This window comes from Haladaptatus sp. AB643 (assembly GCF_024136975.1).
Lineage (GTDB): Archaea > Halobacteriota > Halobacteria > Halobacteriales > Haladaptataceae > Haladaptatus.
The window spans coordinates 168,401-185,104 of record NZ_JAMYJW010000001.1; the positions used below are offsets into that span (position 1 = coordinate 168,401).

The following is a 16,704-nucleotide window of genomic DNA, read 5'->3' on the forward strand; positions in this document are numbered from 1 at the left end:
ACTCCGTGCCGCCCACACCCCATCCACCATGTCAACCGTCCAATTCGACGACCTCTCGGACCGACTCGAAAAGTCCCTCACCGATTTCAACGGTGAGTCTTCCGACGAGCGAACGCGACTTTCGACCCGCCTCGAAACAGCATTGGAGCGGCTTCAAGACGCATTCGAATCCGCCGAGAGGTTCGAGGACGTTACCACGGCCGCCGAGAACCTCTGGACCGTCATCGACGAAGCCGAGGACGTGCTCGGCGGGTTCGACGCCGAATCGTTCGTCAACACCGTCGATGTCGGCAAATTGCCCGACGCCATCGAGTTCGAAGACGTTCCGGACGCCGTCGAGAGCGGCGACCCGACGGCGGCCATCGACACGAAGGAACTCGTGAAAGCCGTCAACTTCCGCGAGTTCTGGAGTTCCGACGAGATGCAGGACCTCTGGAACGAGGGAACGGAACTGGCCGACGCGGTGGATATTCTGTCGAGTGGCGATTCGACCGACAACGGCGACAACGGCGGACTCGGCGAGATGGACGGCGACACGGCCGAAATCGCGTCAGAGGCGACCGAAGGGAAACTCCAGTCCGAACTGCAGGAGAACGCCGAGGAGTTCCGCGAACGGATCGAGACCGCCCGCGAGCGATTGAAAGGGCAAATCGCCGAGAGCGAGTTGGGTTCCGGCGAAGGGTCCGACCGCGGCGACAGCAGTTCTTCTCCCGGAAATCGTCCGGACATGCAGGTCACGTTCTCGTACTCCACGATGCCGGACGACCGCCCGGATATCGACGCCACGTCGCACTACTCGACGATGCCGAAACGCGAATGAAAGGAGAACGGGATACAGAGAGAGAGAACAGGAAGCAGTCCGGCTTACACGCCGGTGGAGTACCGAAGGATGCCAGCGACGCCGCCGAAGGCGTTCAGCAGTTGTTCGCCCTTTTCGAAGTCCGTGCTGATGAACTTCGTCTCGGTGCCGCGCTGTTCGGCGATGTTCATCAGGTACTCGATGGCGTCCTCGCGTTCGGTCATCTCGGCCTCGGTCCCGTCTTCGCAGGTGTGGCTCGGGTCCTGTTTTCGGCGGTCGATGAACTCGTACTCCTCCTGGTCGCCACACTCGAAGACGGTGACGTCCTTGCGGAGGTCCTCGGAGAGGAGCAGGCGGTCCACCGACCCCATCACGAGGTTCTTGCGCGTCGGCTCGAACCCGTAGGTCGCGAGGTCGCCCTCGTGGAGTTCGCGGAAGAACTCCTCCATCTCCTTTTTGTCCTTCATTACCTCCGCGTCGGCCAACACTTCCTGTGCGGCATCGACGAGGTCGTACAGTCCGGATTCGTCCGTGTAGGAGACGTCGAACTTTCCGAGCACCTTCTGGTCGAGTTCGTGGTGGAGGTAGTCACCGTCGAGGAACTCGTCCTTCGTCGGCGACGGACCGCCGACGAGAACACCGTCTATCTCGTGTCGCTTCGGGACGAAGAGGTCGTCGGCCATCCCCGCGACCTCCTGATAGAAGTTGTCGATGGCTTCGAGGCGCAGTCGGTGGAAACGCTGGGCGGACTGACCACCTTTGCGCTGCTTGCCGGGGACGAGCGACGACGCTGACTTGACGGGTTCGACGCGCTTCCCTTTTAGCCACCCGACGTTCGCCTCGCGTCGGTCGAGGACGATGAGGCCGTACAGGCCCTTGTCGCCGAGCATCTCCTCCAACGGTTCCGTGAGGAACTGGGAGTCACAGTGGTAGCGGAACGACTCGACGGGGTCCGGCGGGCTTTCGAGCACCTTCGTGACCATGTCGGTCTGGCCGCCGCCGGTGTCGATGGCACCGCTGAACATGACGATTCCGCGATCCGGCGGGAAGGTGTCGTAGTAGCGCAGTCGGTCCTTGATGGACGTGAGTGCGTCCTGGACGTTCGTTCGCGTCTGCTTTGATTTGATGTTGCTCGCTTCGCTGTGCTCCTGGGTGACGTGCGCGACCACGTCGCTGACCTGCTTGTCCTCCGGAATGTAGATAGTGACGAGTTGGGTCCCCGAGCCTTCGTACTGTTTCAAGTCCTCGATGACCTTCTGGAACTCGTACTTTTTCCTGTCGGACTGTTCTCCTTCCTGCTGGCTCATTACTCCCTTCTAGCCGCTCCAACTGGTAAGTAAGCTTTGACCTCGCTTGCGGCGTGCTACCGCGATTTTCCGTTTCGGATCCGTACTCACGCCACCGTCGCCAACAGTTCGTCGGTCGTCACGACGGTCGCGAATTCGCCAGCGAGTTGTGCGAGCGCGACTTGATGGTTCGTCTCGGCGGATATCTCGGTGCCGTCGGGTGCCACTCGGTCGAACGTCGCCGTCGCGTCCGAGACGAGGAACGCGCGGAAACCCAGATTCTCCGCCATTCGCGTCGTGGTCGAAACGCAGTGATCGGTCGTCAAGCCGACGACGACGACGGTTTCGTACCCCCCTTCGCGGAGCCACGACTCCAGTTCCGTCCCGATGAACCCGCTGTTGACGCGCTTTTCGAACGCAGGTTCGTCGTCCGTAGGTGCCAGTTCCGGGACGAACGCGAACCCCTCTGAATCGCCCCGAAGCGGCGAGTTTTCCTCCGTCGAGTCGTGCCGAACGTGGACGACGGGGCGGTCGGCGCGTCGCCACGCATCGAGCAGTTCCGCCGCTCGTTGCTCCGCATCGGGGTTGTTACGCTCGCCCCACACGGGGTCGGTGAACCCCTGCTGGAAGTCGATGGCGAGCAGAACGGCGTCGTCCGGGAGGCCGAGTTCGGATCGGAACTCGGAGTCGGTGTCGGATTCGGTGTCGGTGTCAGTTTCGGCGGTCATGCGTCGATGAGGACCCTGCTCTTCGGGTGTTCCCGAGTCGTCCGAATCGGACATTCGTCCGGCGCTTGTTCCTCGTCCTGCGAGAAGAGGTACTGGGGCCACTCGTGGTCGCCTTCGACGCCCCAGTCGCCGAGTTGCGCGTGGGGACAGACCCCGTCGTAGCTCTCCATTCGTTCCTGGATGATCTCCCGTGCTCGCCGTCCTTTCTCCGTGTCGGCCGTCACGCCGTCGAACAGGGACCGCGGTTGGAACGTGATCTCCAATCCGACCGGGCAGTACCGGCTCTTTCTGTCCTCGTAGAACGGCGCGCGACAGGTCGGGAACATCGGTTCGCCGTTGAAACAGAACTCCCACTCGTTGTCCTCCGGGTCGGTCGGGATTTCCTCCGGCCACGGTTCCGGGTCGTGAACGTGGAGGAACTGCAGGATGTGCCACATGGATTCGTGGTAGCCAGCCTCCGGGAGTTGTTCCTCCGGAGGTTCGAAGAATACCGTCAGTGGCGCACGCTTGCTGTAGTCTTCGTATATCTCGTGATACTCCGCGATGGTTTCACCGAGCGAGAGGAGCGCGTCCTTGTCGGTCATCGACGGGCAGAACGTGTACAGCGCGTCGCCCTGCTGTTCGGTCTCGATGCCGAAGTAGCACGGGAACGGTGTCCCGTTCCGTTCTCCCAACAGACCGTTTCGAAAGCTCTCGTAGTGTGCGGCGGCCCAGTCCGGTACCGCACCCGAGTCCACGCGGTGCTGGATGGTGGACTGGTCCATCAGCACGTCGATACCCGGTTCGTTCATGGAGGCCCTTTGGGAGCGAATCGTACTATGCGTTTTGACCTGCCGTTCGTCGCGGGATTCGAATGTCGAATCTCGAACAACTTTTCCACATGAGTCACCCAAGCCACGACGGATGGGGGTTCTTGCTCCGGATACGTCCCACGTCAGCACAAACTCTTTCGTGTTGTTTGTGCTATAATTCGGGCTAAACAACGGACTAGGTTTATGTACGTGCTGTTGTTCGGTTTGACATAACGACCATGACTGGGACAGTATTGGCGGTTGCAAGCGGCAAGGGAGGTGTGGGGAAGACGACGACCGCGATCAATCTCGGGGCGATGCTCGCGGCGGCGGAGTATTCGGTCGTCGTCGTGGACACCGACCTCGGAATGGCGAACGTCGGCGGCTACCTCGATTTCGAGATCGACGGCGCGACGCTCCACGAGGTGCTTTCGGGCGACGCTGGCATCGAAGACGCGATCTACAACGCCCCCGGCGAGATCGACGTCGTTCCGAGCAGCACCGATATCTACACGTTCGCACAGTCACAGACGGCGGGGCTTCAGCAGGTCGTCGCCGACCTGCGCGAACAGTACGAGTACGTCCTCCTCGACACCGGTGCCGGTATCAGCTACGACACCATCCTCCCGCTCTCGCTCGCGGACGACGTTCTGCTCGTTACCACTCCGGACATCGCCGCAGTGCGCGATACGGCCAAAACAGCCGAACTCACGGCCCGCGTCGATGGATCGGTTCGCGGCGCGGTGCTCACCCAGCGCGGCAACGACATCCTCAACGCCGACAACGTCGAAGGGACGCTCGATAACGACGTTCTCACCGTCGTTCCGGACGACGAAACCGTCCCGATGGGTCTCGACGCCGGACGACCGCTCGCCGTGTTCTCTCCGAACAGTCCGTCCGCGAAGGCCTACCGGGAACTCGCGGATATCGTCACCGGCGCGACGGACTCCCCCGAACTGTCCGGCGAACCCACCTCACGATCTAACTCCACCCCTGTCTCCGATTCCCCACCCTCTCCCTCGCTCGCCGACGCCGAATTCGAACTCGGGGCCAGCGCCCCCGAAGAACCGCCAGTTACGGAGCCCGAGCCGACCCCCGAAGCGACCGACGATACTCCCTCCGAGGAGTCGGACGCGTCCCCCAGTCCCGATGAGCGACCGCTCGACCTCGAAGCCGCCGATGCGTTCGAATCTGCCAATGTCTCTTCCGTGCCTACCGACTCACCGTCCGACTCGGTACCCTCGGACCAACCGACCGAGGACGCCGAAACGGAATCCGATTCGGCGTCGAACCCCAACCCAGTCCACGACCTCATCGACCGAAAAGTCATCAAAACCGGCGACACGGACGGTTCCGAACCGAGCGTGGAAGCGGCCCCGCTCGAAGACGAGCCGGAATCCGTGGAGAGTGCCGCCACCCCCGATATCCCAACTGGCGATGCTGATCTCCCGACGGACGACGCTGCCGCTCCCGAGCAGACCGTCGATACCGCGACACCTCCAGGTGAGTCCATCGCTGAAGCGGACGATACGGACGATTTCGACACCGTTCTCCCCGATGTCGGTGATACGTCGGAATCGACCACGACACCCGACACGGAAACGCCGACCGACCTTCCCGACGAAATCGTCGAAGCCGAACCCGAGGAGCGGAACGATGCGGACGAAATAGAGGCCGTCCCGTTTCAGGACGAACCCGTCCGTCCGGAATTGGACGACGACGATACCGATGGTGACGACGACGTGGATAGTGACGAGGAAACGGACGGACTGTTCGGCCGAATCGGTTCGCTGTTCCGGTAAACGAGCACGTGATTTTTTCACCGCGAGCGGATGGACCGTTTTCGACTATCGACCGCAAAAAGTGGTGTAACGCGATTTCGAGCGGCTACTCCCCGGGAGTCCCGCGAGCGAACGCGAGGGGGACTACGTCGAGTCCATCGACTGACTGAACGAAGTTCCCGTGAGCTTGCGAACGGGAGCACGGAAGAGCTTCGCTCTTCCGAAGTGAAGGAAGGAAATGGACTCGCCGGGAGTTACATCGACTCCGGTGCTTCGATGCCGATAACGCCCAGCGCGTTCGCGATGGTGTGTCTCGCGGCGGCGACGAGTGCGAGACGGGCGTCCCGAACGTTCTCGTCCTCGGCCGTCAGGACCGGGCATTCGCGGTAGAACGTGTTGAACGTCTCCGCGAACTCGCGGGTGTAGGTGGCGACGGCGTGGGGTTCCAGATCCTCGGCGGCCTCCTCGATGACGTGGGGGAAGCGCGCGATGACCTCGATGAGTTCCGCTTCCGATTCGGAATCGAGGATGGACGGGTCGATTTCCGCTGGAATTTCGCCTCCGGCCTCGTCGATGATGCCGCAACAGCGCGCGTGGACGTACTGGACGTACGGGGCGCTTTGGGCTTCGAAGTCCAGGGCGCGCTCCCATTCGAACGTGATGGTCTTCGTGGGTTGTTTCGAGATGATGTCGTAGCGAACCGCGCCGATGCCGACCTGTCGGGCGATGCGGTCGATGTCGGCTTGGGTGAGGTTGTCGTCACGGATGCGGTCGTCCATGCGGTTCTCTACCTCCTCGCGGGCGCGTTTCTCTGCCTCGTCGAGCAGGTCGTCCATATCGACGCCGGTTCCTTTCCGGGTGCTCATCCCACCCTCGGGGAGGTTGACCCACGAGAAGTGGAACGTGGTCAGTTTGTCGGTGTCGTTGCCGAGGATTTCGAGCGCTTGGGCGAGTTGATCGGCCTGTAGCTTGTGGTCCTCCCCGACGACCGTCACGGCGCGGTCGTAGTTGTCGAGTTTCCACTCGTGGTGGGCCAGGTCGCGGGTCGTGTAGAGGCTGGTTCCGTCCGAGCGCAGGAAGACGAGGTTCTTCTCGAAGCCGAACTCGGAGAGGTCGAGTTGCCACGCCTCGTTCTCGTAGACGGCGTGTTCCGTCTCCTTCAGACGGGATACCACGTCGTCGGTGCTCCCGTCGAACATGAACCGCGTTTCCTTGACGAACTCGTCGAACTCGGCGGGGAGGCGATCCAGCGTCACGCACATACCCGAGAGGACGGTATCGACCACTTCGCTGATGCGCTCGTACGTCGCCTCGTCGTGCTCTTCGAGACCCTGCAAAATCGACGCGATCTCCGTTTCGGCCTCGTCGACGTCCCCCGGGTCCGCCTCTTCGAGGTAGGCGTTGCCCTTGCGGTAGTAGCGTACGAGGTCGTAGTCGGCGCGCTCGCGCTCGGGTTTCGGCAGGTCCTCCTCGTCGAACGTCTCGTAGGCCCACGTGAACACCGCGATCTGACGGCCCGCATCGTTGACGTAGTAGTGACGGTCCACGTCGTTGCCCGCGAAATCCAGAATCCGGGCGATGGCGTCCCCGGTGATCGGGTTCCGCGCGCGGCCGACGTGCACCGGGCCGGTCGGGTTGGCGCTGGTGTGCTCGACCACGACGCTCTCGCCGGTCGGTTCGAGGCGGCCGTACTCGTCGTCCTGTGCCGTCTCGACCGTCTCGTCGTAGTAGGCTCGGCTCGGTAGGAAGTTGACGTACGGTCCTTGACCGACGGCGGCGGCGATGTGATCGTAGCCGTCGACGTCGATCTCGTCCGCGATGTCGGCCGCGATTTTCGGTGGCGGTGCGCCGACCTCTCCGGCGAGTCGGAACGCCGCGCTCGAAGCGAGGACGGCGTCCACACCCTCCGGGGGCGTCTCGATTCCGAGGTCGTCAGTTGGAAGGTCGAGGCTAGAGAGTGCCGCGAGAAGGGCGTCCTCGACTTCTTCCCTGAACGTCAGGAACATACCCGTTCGTTTCTGGTGGGCCAGTAAATGGGTTTCTGTCTTCGTAGGTCCGACGGCCTATCGTCGATTCCAACTCACACCAAACTCCGAAGGACGATCTCGATACCCGCGAAAAGGCAGAGCAACAGGAGAATGACGGGAGTGATGACGATGAATCCCGGGTAGAACCCCTCGACTTCCGTTCCGTTGTCTCCCCGTATCAACGCCTCTGCGACGATCACGACCAGCACTATCGTCGGCAGAAAGAGGCCGAATCGCAACAGCAGGTACGTCGGTAGCACCGTCAGCATAAAATACGCGACCCACACGATCAGCAATCCTCGTGCCGACCCATTGATCGTCCTCATCGAGTGGAGCATACCGACGACCGCGACGAGTGCCGAGAACAGCACCGCCGTGACCGCCGGTGGATAATCGCCCATCGGAACCATTTATCATCCTCAACGAGTTCATCGTACAAATGTGTTCGCAACATGAAACGAACACGTGTGTCGTCTTCACGTCGTCACGACACGCATCAACCGGTTACCAAGTGAATTCAGCCACAGCACGATCAACCCGACGCCGTATGCGACCATGAGCGCCAGACCGATGAACAACATCAGTAACAGTCCGCCCGGGAGCATGGCCGTGAGGACCAGCACGGCGATGGTGACCTCCCGCCACCGCCGCCGCATCGTCCGGTAGGGGACGACGTTCCCGTGATGGAACAACAGCATCGTCACCGGAATCTCGGCCAGCAGGCCGACGCCCGCGGTCAGCGCGAACACGAGCCAGAAGAACGCGCCCGTTCGATAGGCGATTATCATGTCCGCCGCGTGTGCGTCCGCGACGAGGTAGGAGATGACCACCGGCGCGACGTATCCGTAGCCGACGAGACTTCCGCCGAGGAATCCCACCGCCAACGCGGCCCCCCACAGCAGAAACACGTCGCGGTCGGCGCGAGTCTCGAACCGGGATTCGACCGCGGGCCACGCGTAGTACAGCACCATCGGGAGCACCGCGAGTGCCCCGGCGATGAAGCTCACCTTCATCTCGAACGCGAGCGCCTCGACCGGATGCAGGAGGACGATGCGCAACGCGTCCGGGTTCACACCCGCCGGAAGTCGCGTCAGGAAATCCCGCTTTATCGCGCCGATACCGCCCCCATAGAGGAACGTGAACGTCAGTCCGACGACGGCCATGAACACCGCCGCGACGTGGAACGATTTGCTCCGCAGACTTCCGAGGATGAACCTGATATCGTAGTAGTAACCGCCGATGTCCTCCTCGGTCGTCCCGTCCTCGGTGAACACCGACGCCATCCGGGATGCGGTCCCCTCGACTGCTGTAGTCAGCCCATCCTTCTCGCCGCTCGTCCCCTGGGTGCTCACTTCGTCGCCAGCCGATTCTCCGTCGCCAGCCGATTCGTCGTCGGACGATTCCACGCTTCCCGCATCCTTCCCGTCGAACCGGTCGAGGATGGCCGCCGCTCGCTCGTGGTCCCCCTCATCGAGGGCGTCGTCCGCCAATTTCAGCGCTTCGTGTTCGGTGAGCGATTCGAAGGCTTCGGCTGGCGCGGCGCGAATCCCAGCGGCGTCGAGCCCCGCGAGGTCGAGTTCGACGGGACGGCCGAAGTCGCCGCTCCGGTTTCCCGTTCTCTTCGTAACCAGCCGTGCACAGCCCAACCCGACGAAGTACAACGTCGTCATTGGAATCGCCACGAGCGACATGGAAAACGGGTCGGGCGACCCGTTCACCATCGAACTGAGGACGACGATGCCGAAGACCGCGTACCGCCAGCGGTTCCGCAGCAGGTCGTAGGAGACGATATCGGCGTACACCAACCCGCCCATGATCAGCGGCAGTTCGGCCGTCAGTCCCAACACCACCGTCAACAGGAGGACGAACTGCGTCCAATCCACGATGGAGTACGTCGGCTGAAACCCGGCCTGAATCGCGTTGTTCACGAGGAAATCGAACAGCAACGGGAGGAAGACGAGGTAGGCGTAGGCCACACCCCCGAGGAACAAAACCACTGCCAACGCGCCCACGAGAATTCGGGTTCGCCTCGTCCCCGGCAGGGGAACCGATTCCCCACGCTCACTGTGGCGGGTCCGATAGACGACGAACAGCGCCGCGAGTAGCCCCCCCACGATGAGGCCGAGTTTCCCCTGGAGGAGGACGACGTCGAACGGCGTCACCGCGACGATTATCGCCTTCGATTCCAGCAGTCGCCGCTCCAGTGCGGGCCATATCCAGTACCGGAGCGCGTAGAACGTCGTCAGAAACCCGGCGACGAAGACGACGAACGCGACCCGTAGCTCCGAGCGAACCCGCCGAAGCGCGATACCCGCCACTCCCATCAGTCGATTGTATCCGGTTGCCCCCACGCAAATCTCCCCCCGCAGTCCCAGGCGTACTATCGTCTCGCGCAACTATCAACTTTGCTCGCAATCGCCGGACGGGCCGTCAGTTGCTCCGCACCGTCCAGCGAAGCATGTCCGCGAATTCCAACGCCGACTCGTAGCGCTCGTCTGGGTTCGAGGCGGTTGCCGTTTCGAGCACGTCCGCGAGCGGTTCAGAGATCTCCGCGTCGTTTCGGGTCAGCAGCGACTCGGCGATGTTTCCGAGTCGAGAAACGATCTCTTCGTCGCTCACGCCCTCCGATTCGTCGGTTCCGGTAAATCGCCAATTCGTGACCGTGACGTCCGAATCCACCACGATATTCCCGGCTGTGAGGTCCTCGTGTCCGACTCCTTCCTTGGACGCTTGATGGACGATTTCGGCCGTTCGAGCGACCGTGGAGACGATATCTCGCTGATCGAACGAGTCACCGACTTCGGCCAACGTTCGTCCCTCGACTCGTTCCACCGCGATCCACGGTTCGGGGTCGATACCCCAGTCGTGAACCAACTGTACGCCGTCGAAATCTATCTTCGCCCACTCTTCCGCGGCCCGTTCGAAGTCTTCCGGTGCGTCGTGGAATCGCCGGAGGAGAACGCTCTCGTCGTTCGGCGTGCGAGCGAGATGGGTTTCGTCGTCTAGTCGGTCGCGGAGTTCGTAGCCGTTCCACGTCGGAACTGTCTCGGCTTCCTCTTCGGATTCGAGTTCGTCGTCAGCGTCACCGGTGCGATAGCGTCGGTAACCGCCACCGAGGAGCATCGCGCCGAGGAATCCACTGGTCGCCAATCCGATGGGTGAGACGACGGTGCGGAGTGTATCGTATAACTGGGACTTTCCGGGGCTAGTAATCGCCTGAATCGTCCCATCTGGGGTACTGAAATACACCGTATCGTAAGCGATGTGATGGTCCCCCATCGTCTGGGTGGGATGGTCGTACTGCCATCGTACGTGACCGTCCTTGAGGGACAATGCGTAGGTCGTCTCGTCCTTTTTCTTCCCTCCGTTTCTCCTACTGTGAACGATGAGTGAATGCTTCGTCGTTCCCATTGGAAAATGGTAGTGGTCGTCGTCGGTCGAGAACTGCCAGCGAAGGGTTCCGTCCGTCGTCGCGTACGCTTGCAACCGTTTGTGCGTTCCGACGTACACCGTCTCCCCGAACAAGCGGATTCGTCGGTATTTGTTCGCCCCGATGTCAGCGTGCCAGCGTGGGGTTCTGTCCGCTACGGCGTACGCCTGAAGCGTCATTCCGGAAGGGTAATACACCGCTCCTCCCCCTATCGCTCCAGGGAATACGATCTTGTTCTTGTTGGACGCGATTGCCCACTGTGGTTCACCAGTACGAGCGTCGAACACGTAGAGGGTTCCCGTCTCGTAGTCCGATGCAAGCACGAATCCGTCGGTGACTGTATACGGCCAAATTCTGTCTCCTCCGGAGATAGGAGCGTTCCATTCGACGGTACCGTTTCGGGTCGAAATCGCGACGAGGTCTCCGTCGGTCGTTCCAGCGTAGATGTGTCCATCCTCCCCCTCGGAGTGAGAGTGCCAACTCCCGCTCGGCGGCTCTACCGACCACTTCACTTTTCCCGTTTTCCGCGAGAGGGCGGCGATTTCCTTCCCTCCCGTGATAATCGAGGTCGGCGTCAGCGGACCGACCGGGTCGCCACCCTCTTCGTGCCATCGCTCGCTTCCATCCATCGCGGAGAGTGCATAGACCGTCTCACCGTCGCCGATATACGCCACCTCAGCCGTCGGGAAAACGGTCGAATATCTGTCTTCTTTCTCGTATCGCCATCGTTTCTCTCCGAAGATGCTGATAGCGTGAACAGCGTCCTCCGTTTGCGCGTAGAAAATCCCACCGACGGTTCTCGTGAGCTGTATGAGTTGTTCATCGACGTCCGCCGTCCACATCGTCTTCGCTCTCGGCGCGTACGACCGGGTTAGATTCGAGGTGTTCCACAGGGGAACGCTTGCTCCCGCTGTTTCCATGAATCCGCGTCTAGTGAGCGTCCCCCGACTCATCTTTCGGACGATGTAATCGAATCAGCATATGTCTTGTCATGGAATGTACGCTCCCTACATCGAACTCATCGCACTGTCCAGCGAAGCGTATCCACGAATGCTGGTTCCGACTCGTAGTGCTCGTCGGGGTCGGACACAGAGCGGTTCTCGGACCCCCGAACTCGCACGTTTCTCCTCTCATTACGGCAATCAATTATCGATCTGTGACGGTTCCATCCTCCGACCCGCTTCATCTTTACCCGGACGTAGTGAACGAATTATATAGTTGGAAAAACAACTGTTCTGCATGCGACTCCGCCCTCCTCGACTTCGGTCCCTCAGCGCCGTCCTCGGTCTCTTCATCGGATCAGCCATCGCCTTCTCCCTGCCGTGGTTGTGGCCCGACGCCCCGGCGAACGCCGTGGAAATCGGAATCCTGTTCACGCTCCTCGGGTGGGTCGCCGTCGAGCAATTCGCGGCGGAGATCGACCGGGCAGTGGTCGCCCGACGGCACTGGTTACTCGCCGTCGTCGGCGTGCTCCCGTTCGTCTCCCTGCTCGTCACGCGAGCGCTCAGGGGGAGTACGCCGAGCGGCGAAATCGTCCTGCATGCTGCTCTCTTCGGGATGGCCGCGTTCGTCGCGTTCGCCGCCTGTTCGTCACGGTACGCCACGATACGTCTCCGAACCGAATCGATTCACGGGAACGTCGTCGGCGTCAAATCACGCCTGTACGACCTGCCGCTCACGATGGTCTCGTCCGCTATCGGCCTGTTCGTCCTCCATCTCGTGCTCCCCGGGACGTTTTCCCTCGACTTCCTTTCGGGGTCGGTCGTCGGATCGCTCATCGGTGCGGTCATCGGCGCTGCACTGGTCGGGAACCACACCGTCGAACTCGTCGCACTCGACGACGGCCTCGTCATCGCCTCGGACGGTCGTGGCGGCGGAAGCTTCGTCCCGTGGCGTCGAATCCGCGGCGTCCGTCTCGACGGCGACACGTTGCGGGTGACCCGCGGCCTCCCGTGGCCGATGGTGTACGAGGCCGACCTCTCGTCGGCCGTCCATCCCGATACGGTGGTGCACGAATTCCGGTCCCGCGTTCACTGAGGCGCTCAAGAGCCTGTATCACATCTCCCCACCGTCGTAGTCACGGTCATTTCGACCGGCCACGAACCGTTATTTTTCTTCCCCATGGTTCGGTCACGGGACAACAGAGGAAAGAACGTTTTAGATTTTTATCCGAGAAGATAGAAGAGATATCTAGAATTATCCCATGAAAGTACGAGCATTATCCCTCCTACTATTGGTACTACTAGCAGGGTGTAACGGTGGACTTATCGCTAATAAACAACCAACAGACACGAAAGAACAGAAGCAGCAGCTACGATTCGTGGTTCAAAATGACGCAACATCGAACCAGACTATCGATCTGACGTTTCAATCAAAGGACGGAAAGACCATACTCAACCGGTCAAAAACACTCAAGCCAGGAGAAACGTGGGTCGTTACAACGTTCAACGTTTCCTCTCTGAATTCGCCGGTGAACGTCACCGCTACGCTGCCGAAGCGAGGATACACCACCGAGCTCGTTCCGATCCGGTCGACGGAGCGAGGAGCCCGTCTCCACACGATTACGGAAGATGGAATCGGTCTATACGAATGTGACTCAAATACGACGTGTTGGAAACAGGAAGCCAACAAACTCTAAAACTGTCTCCCATTCTCTCCGTCATAACTGCGGTTTCTATCGAGAGTGCCGAGAATGTGTGGCTGAGGGACACCAGGGGTAATACGAGTAGACAGATACTCTAGTTGTTTCGAGAACGGAGATCTGCACACAGGTGTTGAAGGGTTTGATAGAATTATAAAAATATGACAGAATCATCGCTCGGAACCGGAATCCTCCTTTGGGTTAGTTATGTATGCTCTCTGTGAACACGAGTGGGACAACAGAGGAAAGAACGTTTTAGCTTCGAACGACATTCTCCCCACAATGAGCGACTCCGACACCGTCGAGGAACCCTCGACGAGCAACCGGAACTCTTCGGGTTCTGACGACGGACCCAAACAGGTGGACTCCCCGAACTACCATCACGAAAGCCACACCGCCGCCCAGACCTGCGGGTGGACGGCCAACGCCCTGCGCGGTGAGGGGAAGTGCTACAAGAACATCTTCTATGGAATCGAGTCCCACCGCTGCATCCAGATGACGCCCGTCGTCAAATGCAACGAGCGCTGTGTCTTCTGCTGGCGGGACCACCGCGGCCACTCCTACGAACTGGGCGACGTGGAGTGGGACGACCCCGAAGCGGTCGTGGACGCGAGCATCCGACTCCAGCGCAAATTGCTGTCGGGATTCGGCGGCAACGACGACGTTCCGCGCGAGGTGTTCGAGGAGTCGATGGAACCGCGCCACGTCGCCATCTCGCTCGACGGCGAACCGACCCTCTACCCCTATCTGCCCGAACTCATCGAGGCGTTCCACGACCGGAACATCACGACGTTCCTCGTGAGCAACGGGACGAACCCGGAGATGCTCGAAAAATGCGACCCGACGCAGTTGTACGTCAGCGTGGACGCCGCGGACCGCGCCACGTTCGACCACGTCGTCCGGGCCGTGGACGACGACGCGTGGGAGAACCTCATCGACACGATGGACGTGCTGGCCGGGAAGGAGGACACGCGGACCGTGCTTCGAACCACGCTCGTCGGCGGGGAGAACGTCGCCAACCCGGACTGGTACGCCGCCTTCTACGAGCGCGCCGACCCGGACTTCGTCGAACTCAAGGCGTACATGCACGTCGGCCACTCGCGCGGCCGACTCGACCGCTCCGCGATGCTCGACCACGAGGACGTCGTCGAGTTCACCGAGCAGGTGGGCGAACACATGCCCGAACACGACGTGCTGAAGGACGTTCCCGCCTCCCGGGTCGCGCTGCTCTCGAAGACGGAGGACACGTGGGTACCGAAGCTCAAGAAAGACAGCGAGTTCTGGGAGCGCGATTCGACGACGTGGACGCCGCTGGGCGGGTAGATGTCCTAACCGCGCTCGGTCCGCCTACACCCGTTCGAGGTCCGTCTTCGTCAACTCGCTCTCCGCGTCCCCCGTGTTCGTCGTCCCCGATGGTTCGAACAGCAACGCCTCGACTTCCTCATCGGCGACCGGTCGGTGCTCGACGCCTCGCGGGACGACGAGCAGTTCGCCTTCGTCCAACACCACGTTTTCTTCCTCCCGAAACTCGATGCGGAGTTGACCGCTCGTCACGAGGAACAACTCGTCCGCGTCGTCGTGCTGATGCCAGACGAACTCGCCGTCCAGTTTGGCGAGTTTGACCGCCTGCCCGTTCAGTTCGGCCGCGAGTCGGGGGGACCAGTGTTCGTCGAAGCTTCCGAACGCGTCGTCGAGGTTCACTTTCTCCATACGTATCCGATCGAAATCTGCCGAAAAAGCTCTGTGGGTCACCGGCCTGCCGCTTCCGCCTGATTCCGAATCCTCAGTTCGGCGCGTAGAACACCCAGCCTTCCGACGGAACCGTGATGTCAACCCATCCGTCGCTACCCGTCGTCACGTTGCCTGCCGTGCCGCTGTAGTCGTGGAGGGTGGTGTTCGTCCACGAGGTGTACACCGACTGGGTTCGGCTACTGCCGCCGTTGTTGATGCCGACGAGGAGGTTGCTGTACCGTTCGTACACCGCGAGGTCGCTGTCGGCGTGCCGCCAGTAGGTCTCGCCGCCAGCGAGGTTCTTCTTCACCCAGACCATGTTGTTGATGGCGCTGTCGTCCAGAATCTCGTTCGGGTAGAGGTTGTAGATCATCGGTACCCCTTCGCTGGTGAGGACGAACGCGTGGGCGAGGTGGTACTGCGTCGGCGAGTCCACGTCGTGGTTGTAGACGAACGGATGGGCGTGGTACGGGTCCTGTTCGACGACGCCCGCGCCCTGTAGTTGACTGATATCGCCGTTCGAAAACGCGTCACTGAGGACGTAGTACAGCGGGTAGTCGAACGCGTCCATCCCCGTGTCGATGTAGCCCTGCACGTAGTCGATACTGCCGTCGTACACTTCGCCGATGCGGGCCAATCCGAGGTCGTCCGCCTTCGGGTTGGCGTAGTCGTTCCAGTATTTCTCCTCGACGTGTTTGACCGCGTCGTAGCGGTAGCCGTCCGCGCCGACGTCGGCGATTTTCTCCATGTAGTTCATCAACTCGCCTCGAACGTACCCCGAGGTGGACGATTCGTACTGCGCGAGGTCGGGGAGTCCGAGCAACTCGCCGTGTTCGACCTGATGGTCGTCGCTCCAGTCGTCGATTGAGCCGACGTCGTGGTGGAAGTCGTTGTAGGAAAAACGCGGGAAGTCGTAGTCGTGTCCCGACGCCATGTGGTTCATCACGCAATCGACGTACACTTCGAGACCCTGGTCGTGCGCTTCGCTGATGAGCGACCGGAGTTCGGACTCCGTCCCGAACTCGCTGTCGAACACCGTGTAATCGACCGGCTGATAGCCGAGCGGTGGGTCGTTGCGCCCGCTCTGGTCGCTCCACGTCAGGTCGCTCTTCTGCGGTGCCTGTATCCAAACCGCGTCGTAGCCCCTGTCCGCGACTTTCGACAGGTTGTCGGTGATGGTCGACCACGTTTCGTGGAAGTACTGGAAGTGAACCGGTTCTCCCGCGGCCGTCACCTTCCCTGCGAGCGCCGGGAGTCCGACACCGAGGCCGATGACCGAAAGCCCGCCGACGAACGCTCGTCGCGTCAGATTCGCCCGCCGCGACTCCGTGCGTTTCGCCTCTTCGCTTCCTCGTTTCGATTCCCGTCGTTCGTTGCCTGCCTCTGATTGCCGTTCTCGACCGTCCTCGATGTGGGTCGTGTTATCTTCTGACGCCATGCATCTGTTACGTATTATCACAACACACTTTAAACTAGCCACTGTTCGGTTA

The 16,704-nt window shown here is 61.1% G+C and carries 13 protein-coding genes; 4 read left to right on the forward strand and 9 right to left on the reverse strand.

Annotation, left to right across the window (positions count from 1 at the left end; translation table 11 throughout):
- Positions 1-28 precede the first annotated feature (28 nt).
- Positions 29-820 carry a hypothetical protein gene (locus NKF25_RS00870; protein WP_253224859.1) on the forward strand — a complete coding sequence of 264 codons (792 nt, stop codon included), beginning with the start codon at positions 29-31 and terminating at the stop codon, positions 818-820.
- A gap of 44 nt (positions 821-864) precedes the next feature.
- Here NKF25_RS00870 and prf1 read toward each other — a convergent pair whose 3' ends face one another.
- The 3 genes from prf1 to NKF25_RS00885 form a co-directional block, all read right to left on the reverse strand.
- Positions 865-2,106, reverse strand: coding sequence for a peptide chain release factor aRF-1 (gene prf1, locus NKF25_RS00875; protein WP_253224860.1), 1,242 nt, complete (start codon positions 2,104-2,106; stop codon positions 865-867).
- Between the two features lie 86 nt (positions 2,107-2,192).
- A complete protein-coding gene (locus NKF25_RS00880; RefSeq protein ID WP_253224861.1) occupies positions 2,193-2,813 on the reverse strand; it encodes a cysteine hydrolase family protein in 621 nt (206 codons plus the stop codon).
- Positions 2,810-3,604, reverse strand: coding sequence for a YqcI/YcgG family protein (locus NKF25_RS00885; RefSeq protein WP_253224862.1), 795 nt, complete (start codon positions 3,602-3,604; stop codon positions 2,810-2,812). The genes NKF25_RS00880 and NKF25_RS00885 overlap by 4 nt, the downstream gene beginning before the upstream one ends.
- 239 nt (positions 3,605-3,843) lie before the next feature.
- On the opposite strand from NKF25_RS00885, the gene NKF25_RS00890 reads away from it, so the two are divergent.
- The gene (locus tag NKF25_RS00890; protein WP_253224863.1) at positions 3,844-5,406 is read left to right on the forward strand and encodes an AAA family ATPase; all 1,563 of its coding nucleotides are present in this window, start codon (positions 3,844-3,846) and stop codon (positions 5,404-5,406) included.
- Positions 5,407-5,639: 233 nt separating this feature from the next.
- On the opposite strand, the gene argS is transcribed toward NKF25_RS00890, so the two are convergent.
- From argS to NKF25_RS00910, 4 genes are all read right to left on the reverse strand, one after another.
- Positions 5,640-7,391 (reverse strand): arginine--tRNA ligase, encoded by a 1,752-nt coding sequence (argS, locus tag NKF25_RS00895; protein WP_253224864.1) that lies wholly within the window; start codon positions 7,389-7,391, stop codon positions 5,640-5,642.
- Between the two features lie 74 nt (positions 7,392-7,465).
- The gene (locus tag NKF25_RS00900) at positions 7,466-7,813 is read right to left on the reverse strand and encodes a hypothetical protein (protein WP_253224865.1); all 348 of its coding nucleotides are present in this window, start codon (positions 7,811-7,813) and stop codon (positions 7,466-7,468) included.
- Between the two features lie 75 nt (positions 7,814-7,888).
- Positions 7,889-9,763: a twin-arginine translocase subunit TatC gene (locus tag NKF25_RS00905; protein ID WP_253224866.1), complete on the reverse strand. Its 1,875-nt coding sequence runs from the start codon at positions 9,761-9,763 to the stop codon at positions 7,889-7,891.
- 79 nt (positions 9,764-9,842) lie between these two features.
- Positions 9,843-11,795, reverse strand: a complete 1,953-nt coding sequence (locus NKF25_RS00910) for a PQQ-binding-like beta-propeller repeat protein (protein WP_253224867.1) — start codon at positions 11,793-11,795, stop codon at positions 9,843-9,845.
- Between the two features lie 286 nt (positions 11,796-12,081).
- Here NKF25_RS00910 and NKF25_RS00915 point away from each other — a divergent pair, with 286 nt between their 5' ends.
- Together NKF25_RS00915 and twy1 are read left to right on the forward strand one after the other, a co-directional pair.
- Positions 12,082-12,879 carry a hypothetical protein gene (locus tag NKF25_RS00915; protein ID WP_253224868.1) on the forward strand — a complete coding sequence of 266 codons (798 nt, stop codon included), beginning with the start codon at positions 12,082-12,084 and terminating at the stop codon, positions 12,877-12,879.
- A gap of 886 nt (positions 12,880-13,765) precedes the next feature.
- Complete coding sequence (twy1, locus tag NKF25_RS00920) at positions 13,766-14,806, forward strand: 4-demethylwyosine synthase TYW1 (protein WP_253224869.1); 1,041 nt, start codon at positions 13,766-13,768, stop codon at positions 14,804-14,806.
- 24 nt (positions 14,807-14,830) lie between these two features.
- Here the strand turns inward: twy1 and NKF25_RS00925 are convergent, their stop codons facing one another.
- Together NKF25_RS00925 and NKF25_RS00930 are read right to left on the reverse strand one after the other, a co-directional pair.
- Complete coding sequence (locus NKF25_RS00925) at positions 14,831-15,193, reverse strand: cupin domain-containing protein (RefSeq protein ID WP_253224870.1); 363 nt, start codon at positions 15,191-15,193, stop codon at positions 14,831-14,833.
- 73 nt (positions 15,194-15,266) lie between these two features.
- Positions 15,267-16,652: an alpha-amylase domain-containing protein gene (locus NKF25_RS00930; RefSeq protein WP_253224871.1), complete on the reverse strand. Its 1,386-nt coding sequence runs from the start codon at positions 16,650-16,652 to the stop codon at positions 15,267-15,269.
- Positions 16,653-16,704 lie beyond the last annotated feature (52 nt).

What these genes read in the sequence shown, in the direction of transcription:
- NKF25_RS00870 (WP_253224859.1), top strand. Translation starts at nt 29, where the DNA reads ATGTCAACCGTCCAATTCGACGACCTCTCGGACCGACTCGAAAAGTCC.
- prf1 (WP_253224860.1), bottom strand. Translation starts at nt 2,106, where the DNA reads ATGAGCCAGCAGGAAGGAGAACAGTCCGACAGGAAAAAGTACGAGTTC.
- NKF25_RS00880 (WP_253224861.1), bottom strand. Translation starts at nt 2,813, where the DNA reads ATGACCGCCGAAACTGACACCGACACCGAATCCGACACCGACTCCGAG.
- NKF25_RS00885 (WP_253224862.1), bottom strand. Translation starts at nt 3,604, where the DNA reads ATGAACGAACCGGGTATCGACGTGCTGATGGACCAGTCCACCATCCAG.
- NKF25_RS00890 (WP_253224863.1), top strand. Translation starts at nt 3,844, where the DNA reads ATGACTGGGACAGTATTGGCGGTTGCAAGCGGCAAGGGAGGTGTGGGG.
- argS (WP_253224864.1), bottom strand. Translation starts at nt 7,391, where the DNA reads ATGTTCCTGACGTTCAGGGAAGAAGTCGAGGACGCCCTTCTCGCGGCA.
- NKF25_RS00900 (WP_253224865.1), bottom strand. Translation starts at nt 7,813, where the DNA reads ATGGGCGATTATCCACCGGCGGTCACGGCGGTGCTGTTCTCGGCACTC.
- NKF25_RS00910 (WP_253224867.1), bottom strand. Translation starts at nt 11,795, where the DNA reads ATGAGTCGGGGGACGCTCACTAGACGCGGATTCATGGAAACAGCGGGA.
- NKF25_RS00915 (WP_253224868.1), top strand. Translation starts at nt 12,082, where the DNA reads ATGCGACTCCGCCCTCCTCGACTTCGGTCCCTCAGCGCCGTCCTCGGT.
- twy1 (WP_253224869.1), top strand. Translation starts at nt 13,766, where the DNA reads ATGAGCGACTCCGACACCGTCGAGGAACCCTCGACGAGCAACCGGAAC.
- NKF25_RS00925 (WP_253224870.1), bottom strand. Translation starts at nt 15,193, where the DNA reads ATGGAGAAAGTGAACCTCGACGACGCGTTCGGAAGCTTCGACGAACAC.
- NKF25_RS00930 (WP_253224871.1), bottom strand. Translation starts at nt 16,652, where the DNA reads ATGGCGTCAGAAGATAACACGACCCACATCGAGGACGGTCGAGAACGG.